The sequence below is a fragment of the Sphingomonas sp. STIS6.2 genome (genome assembly GCF_000732685.2).
Lineage (GTDB): Bacteria > Pseudomonadota > Alphaproteobacteria > Sphingomonadales > Sphingomonadaceae > Sphingomonas > Sphingomonas aerolata.
Genome location: NZ_JPDP02000039.1, coordinates 98,719 through 106,086 on the forward strand (window position 1 = coordinate 98,719; position 7,368 = coordinate 106,086).

Consider the following 7,368-nt stretch of genomic DNA (forward strand, 5'->3'; position numbering starts at 1 on the left):
AATATGAGAACTTCTTCCGTTATTCACACCGGAGCCGTATGCGACGTCATTGCGCTGGGCGCAAGAAATAAGTTCACTTTAAGCGAACTTATTTTGAGCGTGAGAGGCCAGCGGTCAACGTGGTCGGGTGCGTCACGCTTTTACTCCCGGCTTTCAGCGCTCGCGATCAACCGGCGGGCGGAATGATGTTTGTGGCGTTCCCGGTTCTCGTGAGGGAGTAACATCGGGCGAGCGGTAAAGGGTGACGCCCCGGCTGTTGTCGTATTTGATACGCGCACAATCCCCAACGTGCGGCGTTTCTTTGAAGCGGTCGCGCTCATGGCTCACCACCTGGCTATCTGTGCCGAGCCGGTAACTGTTGGTTTTGTCGACGGATTGCAGACGGCTGGGGTTGCCCTGCCGTTTAACCCATGGTTCGCTCTCGCCATTGGTGAACGTCGGTCATGACCTCAACCTTGCCAACCTATCTGATTTGATCGGCGCTCTGCCTCCGATCGCCCAAGCGTCCATCGGCCACGAACTGACGGCAGACGCGTTAGTGATGGGGTTCAGGCCAGCAGTTGCGGCCTACAAGGCGGCTCTCGGCTAGTTGTCTTCCCATTCTCGATTTGGCTGCGGTTTTGGGAAAGCGCGAGGCACCGCGGTAGAGAGGGTATATCTCCTGTTTAGCTATCGTGACCGTCGCCCATCGTGATACCATCCGATTCGATAACGTCGTCAGCAACCTCGGCAAGAGTAAGGATGGCCGACCTAGATGTCGGCTGTGCCTTTCGCGAAGGAAAACATCCAATCTCGATCAATTGATGAAACGCCTTTGATCGATCCCGGACTTCATGCAGTATGCTTGAGAACGGAGCGGGTGGGGGCCACGCCGTGTTCCGAGAAGGGGAACACGTGCTGCTCGCAGACAATGAAACCAAGTTCGATCTACTGAACAACGAAGCGATTGCGACCACCATTGTCGGACTCATCGGTGAGAACCCCGAACGGGCGGTAACGGTAGGGGTCCACGGGGATTGGGGAGCGGGGAAGTCGAGTGTGCTCGAGATGATCGAGAGCGCGTTGGACGGCCACGATGACATTCTGTGCATCAAGTTCAATGCCTGGCGTTTTCAGGGACTCGAAGATGCCAAGATCGCCCTGATCGAGGGCGTCGTCACCCAATTGATCGAGAAGCGGTCTCTCGCGACCAAAGCCGCAGATGCCGTGATGGATGTCGTCAAACGGCTCGACTGGCTCAAGATCGCGCGTATGGGGGGCGGCCTCGCGTTCACGGCGATGTCCGGGCTGCCCAACCCCGATCAGATCGGCTCCGTCGTGGGGATGGTGAAGAACTTCTTCGGTGATCCTAAGAAGCACCTCGATAAGGACGAGATCGACAAGGTCGTCAAGGGCGCCGAAGGGCTGCTGAAGGAGAAGGAAAGCCGGCGGGTCCCACAGGAGGTCGAGGAGTTCCGCAAGGCATTCGACGAGCTGCTGCGCCGTGCGGGCCTGAAGCAACTCGTCGTCCTGATCGACGATCTGGATCGCTGCTTACCCGAACCGGCTATCGAGACGCTGGAAGCGATGCGGTTGTTCGTGATGATGGATCGTACGGCATTCGTCATCGCCGCGGACGAGGCGATGATCGAATATTCGGTCCGCAAGCATTTCCCCGATCTGCCGGATACGACCGGTCCGCGGGATTATGCCCGCAATTATCTCGAGAAGCTGATCCAGATCCCATTTCGGATACCGTCGTTGGGCGGCGTCGAGACGTACATCTATGTCACTTTGCTGTTGGTCGGTGCGCGCCTCGGCGACGACAACGAGGAATTCGGCGAATTGGTCAAAGTGGCGCGTACGGCGCTGAAGCGGCCCTGGGACCCGACCGGCTTCGACAGCGGCGCGGTGCAAGCGGCGCTCGGTGATCGCGCCAAGGACGTGGCGGAGGATCTCGTTCTAACCGAGCAGATCGTGCCGTTGCTCGCCAGCGGGACGTCGGGCAATCCGCGGCAGATCAAGCGGTTCTTGAACAGCCTGCTGTTGCGTGAGCGCACCGCTGACGCTCGCGGGTTCGGGGCTGCGATCAAACTACCGGTCCTCGCGAAGCTCATGTTGGCCGAACGGTTCATCCCGACGTTGTTCGACGAGATCGGTCTCGCGTCCGCGAACGATCCAGATGGTCGATGCAAGGATCTAAGCATCCTCGAACGCGAACCGAAGGCGGTGCCGGTAAAACCCGCCGACGAACCGGCATCCGGGACCAAAAAACCCGCCGAAGAGCCAGCGACCGGGGCGAAGAAACCCGCCACATTGCCAGCGAAGGCGACGCCGGCACCGCCCGAAAATCCGGTCCTGACACAGTGGATGTCGTCGGACGTCATCAAGGCGTGGGCCAAGCTGCAACCGCCGATCAGCGGCGTTGACCTGCGTCCTTACCTGTTCGTCACGAAAGACCGGAAGGATTACCTCGCGGCCGCCTCAGCGCTGGGTCCGCTCGCCGCGGTCGTCGAGCGCCTGATGGGACGACGCATGACCGTCTCGGGGATGGACGCCGAGTTGCGCGCGCTGGCGAAACCGGAAGCGTCGCTGGTGTTCGATTTCGTTCGACGCCGGATCCTCGCCGCAGGCGATTTCGTGCGCCCGCCCGCGGGCATCGACGGCGCGACGATCCTGGTTCGCACGCAACCGCATCTGCAATCTGCGTTGGTCGATATGCTGGGGATGTTGCCTGAAACCTGCGGGCCGTGGGTCGTTGCGGGCTGGTCCGAGGTGTTGACCGAAGAAGGCGAGAAGCGCCGCTTCCAGAACCTGATCGAGCGGTGGAGCAAGCTCAGCGATAACCCGGCGCTCCAGGCGACCGCGACGGCCGCGCTCCGGACGGGGATCAAAGGCTGATGGGCACCTCATCTTCCTTCGATGGGCCGACGAATGATCGGCCGCTCGTTCCGACCTTCATCGATGATTCCGACCGCGGTGATGCGGACGGGAGTGCCGATGGTCAGGATGGTGACGGTAACGCCGATGATGGAGCCGACCAGGGTGATGGCGCCGCACCGCCTCCCGCTACCCCTCTGCCGCCACCTGGTCCGGCAGGCCGCTTTAGCGCGCCCCGTAGCGCTTTCACGACATTCGCTAAATCGGGCGGTACCGACCGCAAGAGTCTCGGACGCGCCGTATCCGGCTATGTCCGGTCGTCGATGGGGAGCCCGCGGCGTGCCGCACAACGGATGGGCGCCGCACGCGCGTCGGGTGCCAATGTCGTCCGACTGCTGCAATCGGTGCAGGCGAACGGCATCGCCGAGACGCTGCGTGAGCTGAACCTCACGGCGCTTGCGGGTCGCCCGATCGAGGAAGTGTTCGCTGGTCTAGCCGATTACGTTTGCCCGGAAGACGGCTCGATCGACCAAGGGATCGCGCGCAACGCCTTTATCGAGACGATCGCCGATCTCGCCGATGCCGGCATCACCGACATCGATGGACTGACACCCGAGCAGATGACGACGGTCTTCGAACTGTATGTCGCGCACACCATCGAAGCGCGGATCTGCAATGACATTGGGACGAAGGCCGTCGCCCTCCCGGCCAATCCCGCAGCTGCACAGAACGTCGAGGACATGCTGCACGACTTCATCCAGCGCGGTGTCAGCGATGCCGTCTCCCAATCGGGAAGCAACATTCAGGCCTTATCGCCGGCGGAGATCAGCGGGTTCGTGACGTCGGTGTACGAGGACGCGTATCGGATCCTTCAGGCGATGGGTGATGCGGAGGCCGCACGATGAAGCGTCACCTGCTCGTCGGCACGATGGGTGCCAAAGACAAGCCAGCGATCGACACGGGCACGGACGAGGTCCGCTCGGACGTTCAGCTCCTGAACGCGGGCGGTATCGCCTACGGGATACAAACCGCACTCAACGACTTGCGCAAGCTTGATCTGGTGCCTGATGAGATCGGTATCGATCTCCTGATCCTCGGCGCGCTGGTCTACGCTGCCGACACGCGCATCTCGCGCGCGACCGAAGCGCAGGATGGTTGGACGCGCGAGATCCGTATCGTCACGCCGGTCAGCGATGTCGCAGCCTGGGAGCGCGCGCGGCCGATCGTGATGCGTGCGCTCGGCTTCTTGAGCGGCGATCGCTGGTCGATCGAATTCCGCAAACGACCAGCGGGCAAGGAACGTCTTGCGGGAACGGTCCCTACACCACTGCTGCAAACCGACCTCCTCGGCGTCAACCTGTTCTCGGGCGGGCTCGATAGCCTGATCGGGGCGATCGACAGCCTGACGAAGGATGAAAAGCCCCTGCTGGTCAGTCATGCTGGCGAGGGTGCGGGGAGCAAAGCGCAGTATCTGTGCCATGCCGAGTTGAAGGCCCGGTTCCTCAAGCAACGTTTCGAATGGGTTCGCCTGCCGATGGTGTTCGCGCATGATCTCGCTGACGGGGTCGGTTCGGAGACATCGACCCGAGCGCGCTCGTTCCTGTTTTTCGCTTTTGGCGTGGCAGCCGGTACGGCGCTGCGTCGTCGCTTCGAACTGAAGGTCCCGGAGAACGGGCTGATCGCCCTGAACGTGCCCTTGGATCCGTTGCGTCTCGGCGCACTCAGCACCCGTACGACGCACCCCTTCTACATGGCGCGCTGGACCGAACTGGTCGCCGCGCTCGGGATCGATGGCTCGCTCGCCAACCCCTATTGGGCGATGACCAAGGGCGAGATGGTCGAAGCGTGTACGGACAAGGCCTTCCTGCTGTCGATCGCCGACAAGTCTATCTCATGCTCATCACCGGCAAAGCTACGCTGGGCGGGCCAGGCGCAGGGGCATTGTGGCTATTGCCTCCCGTGCCTCATCCGACGGGCATCGATCCCGGACGGTGATCCGACCGAATACTACCTTACAGATATGAAGCGCCGGGCACTGAACAGCGCTGAGGCCGAAGGGGTGCAGGTGCGGTCCTTCCAGCTCGCGATAGCAAGGCTCCGTGCCAGGCCCGAACTCGCTAAGGTGCTCATCCACAAGCCAGGCCCCCTCTACGATCACGACATCGACGACCAGGCGGAGATGGCCGGTGTCTATGCCCGTGGACTGGAGGAAGTTGGTCGACTCTTGGATGGCGTCCGCACGAAACCGAAGTAGACGCGGCCGATGACGAACCTAGTCGATTTCCATTGCCACCTGGACCTCTATCCGGATTTCGAACGTGCCGTGGATCGCAGCGACCGGGCTGGCGTGTTCACGCTGACGGTGACGACGACGCCGAAGGCATGGCGACGCAACGCGGAGGTCACGGCGTCGACCAAGCACGTGCGCGCCGCCTTGGGCCTTCATCCACAGCTCGTGGGCGAGCGCGCCGGTGAGATCAGGCTGTGGGAGAAGCTGCTGCCTGAAACGCGCTACGTCGGCGAGGTGGGCCTTGATGCCGGCACACGCTATTATGCGTCGTTCGATGCGCAAAAGAAGGTTTTCGCCCACGTCCTTCAAGCGTGTGCCGACGCCGGGGGAAAGATCCTTTCGGTGCATAGCGTGCGATCGGCGAAAGCCGTGCTCGACATGGTCGAGGCGCATTTGCCGTCCGATCGCGGACGCGTCGTGCTCCACTGGTTCACTGGCTCGGCGTCGGACGCACGCCGCGCAGCCGACCTCGGTTGTTATTTTTCCGTCAACGAGCAGATGCTCGAGAAGGAAGGCAAGGCGGCCTTCATCCGATCACTGCCACGAGATCGCCTCCTGACGGAAACGGACGGTCCGTTTACGAAGGCGGGGAGTCGTGCTGCCGAGCCAATCGACGCCGGGCGGGCGGTCCGTTCGTTGTCGCGGCTTCTTCTTATGACCGAAGCGGAGGCCGCGATCATGGTCTTGGCCAATCTGAGGACCCTGCTTTCCGAGGGTTGAGCCTGGTGTGCCATGTGGCACACCGCCCGCGGGGCTATCTTCCGTATCAGGTGCGACGCGGGTGAAGCCGGTGGGCGACAATCGACCGGTGCCGGAGCGTGGCGCCCAGATCGGTTGCCCCGCGGAATTCGTGATCCTACTTTCCAGCCAGGATCAACATGGGGACCATCAGGTGGGTGACGACTTCTTCGAAAGATCGATGCCAAACTGAGCCAGCAGAACCCACCTGTGTCGCCAGTCACGCAGCATCGGAAGTCTGACCGCCTGTCCACGAATTGCAAGACCTAAGCTCCGTGTCCCGAATAGCATCGACCAACGTGCCTGCGTGGATTTCTCGGAATCGATCGATTTCGGGAACGGAACCCCCTGACTGTTCCGACTGCCGTTCACAATCAGGTTCTACCAGAAACACGGTTCGTCTCATGAGACCCCAGACGCTAAACCGGATGTCCCGCGATCGGGCAGTCTGCCACCTTCTTCTTGTTTTCGCCAAAATGCGGCTATAGCTTAAATCTTTCCGGACGGGTGTGCGCCGTAAATAACGTCAGCGCACATACAGGGGTGCCCCGATCTGATCTCGCCGTCCGTCTTCCTGGCTGTTCTGCAAACGCTATTCGCAGCGTTGTTGAGCTTGAGTTCGTGCGGCGAGCCTGGCTCGGTTCACGGCCGTGGGCAGGGTCTGGCTGTCCGCGAGGCCGCGGCGAGACCGTTCACGCTCAGTGAACGCGCGATTGCTCTCCACGAAGAAGCTGATCGGCACGACCCCCGGCAGAGCGGAGGTAATGCCCTACCCCCTGCTGAGCTGGCGAATGCCGCAAATCCAACACCATCGCGCCTTTCCCCCGTTCAGCTCGTCGCACTAGGCTTCGCCGAACGTTCAGTCCGCGCCCACCCCGCTACTGGTCCTCCCGGAGCTTGAAGATGTCTGGCCGCGCCTGAGACGCGCGGCCGATACGGTGTGCCCTTGCTGGCGCACTTGTCTCTTCAAGACTGCGAACGAGAATCTAAAATGCTTAATTTCTCCCGTCTGAAGGCGGGGGCGGTCCTGTGCGTGTGCCTTATTGGCATCATGCTCGGCATCCCCAGCCTTATTCCAACTAGCCACCTACCGGCTTGGTATCCGCAATCCCACGTGAACCTCGGGCTCGATCTCAATGGTGGAAGCTATCTACTCCTCGAAGGCGATACCGCTGATTTGGCGAAGACGCGGGTCGAGGCGATGCGTGACAGCGTATCGGTCGTAATGCGCAACGGAACCCCGCGTATCGAAATCGGCGACATTTCGACGCGTGGGGGACAGCTAACCTTCGTCGTTAGCAATCCCTCTCAGACTGCCCTCGCCCGCCAGCGTCTATCCACGATTACCAGCCTTGGGGCCGGAATAACTGGGCAAAGTCAGTGGGACGTCAATTTGCTCGGTGTTTAGTCCCGGCATCTGGTGGATCGGATCGACGATGAACCTATCCGGCTCTGCCGTCCAGATTTTGGCGATGTATTCG

7 protein-coding genes are annotated in these 7,368 nt (G+C 61.4%); 6 read left to right on the plus strand and 1 reads right to left on the minus strand.

What is annotated here, in order from left to right; all coding sequences use genetic code 11:
• Window positions 1-153: 153 nt before the first annotated feature.
• Window positions 154-381, minus strand: a complete 228-nt coding sequence (locus tag sphst_RS21635) for a KfrB domain-containing protein (protein WP_442800386.1) — start codon at window positions 379-381, stop codon at window positions 154-156.
• Window positions 382-430: 49 nt separating this feature from the next.
• Between sphst_RS21635 and sphst_RS21640 the strand changes: the two genes are divergently transcribed.
• From sphst_RS21640 to sphst_RS20855, 6 genes are all read left to right on the plus strand, one after another.
• Complete coding sequence (locus sphst_RS21640) at window positions 431-589, plus strand: pyridoxine 5'-phosphate synthase (RefSeq protein WP_442800387.1); 159 nt, start codon at window positions 431-433, stop codon at window positions 587-589.
• Window positions 590-894: 305 nt separating this feature from the next.
• Window positions 895-2,880 carry a Qat anti-phage system ATPase QatA gene (gene qatA, locus sphst_RS06105; protein WP_031393272.1) on the plus strand — a complete coding sequence of 662 codons (1,986 nt, stop codon included), beginning with the start codon at window positions 895-897 and terminating at the stop codon, window positions 2,878-2,880.
• Window positions 2,881-3,182: 302 nt separating this feature from the next.
• A complete protein-coding gene (qatB, locus tag sphst_RS21120; protein WP_325049441.1) occupies window positions 3,183-3,764 on the plus strand; it encodes a Qat anti-phage system associated protein QatB in 582 nt (193 codons plus the stop codon).
• Window positions 3,761-5,113: a Qat anti-phage system QueC-like protein QatC gene (qatC, locus tag sphst_RS06115; protein ID WP_031393270.1), complete on the plus strand. Its 1,353-nt coding sequence runs from the start codon at window positions 3,761-3,763 to the stop codon at window positions 5,111-5,113. Before qatB ends, qatC begins: the two co-directional genes overlap by 4 nt.
• 9 nt (window positions 5,114-5,122) lie before the next feature.
• Entirely contained in the window at window positions 5,123-5,869 is a 747-nt protein-coding gene (gene qatD, locus sphst_RS06120) for a Qat anti-phage system TatD family nuclease QatD (RefSeq protein WP_031393269.1), read from the plus strand.
• 1,009 nt (window positions 5,870-6,878) lie between these two features.
• A complete protein-coding gene (locus tag sphst_RS20855; protein ID WP_199848929.1) occupies window positions 6,879-7,295 on the plus strand; it encodes a hypothetical protein in 417 nt (138 codons plus the stop codon).
• The last annotated feature ends 73 nt before the right edge of the window (window positions 7,296-7,368 follow it).

Bases quoted from the DNA above. Each gene is read 5' to 3' on its own strand.
- qatC (WP_031393270.1), top strand. From the start codon at position 3,761: ATGAAGCGTCACCTGCTCGTCGGCACGATGGGTGCCAAAGACAAGCCA.
- sphst_RS20855 (WP_199848929.1), top strand. From the start codon at position 6,879: ATGCTTAATTTCTCCCGTCTGAAGGCGGGGGCGGTCCTGTGCGTGTGC.
- qatB (WP_325049441.1), top strand. From the start codon at position 3,183: ATGGGGAGCCCGCGGCGTGCCGCACAACGGATGGGCGCCGCACGCGCG.
- qatD (WP_031393269.1), top strand. From the start codon at position 5,123: ATGACGAACCTAGTCGATTTCCATTGCCACCTGGACCTCTATCCGGAT.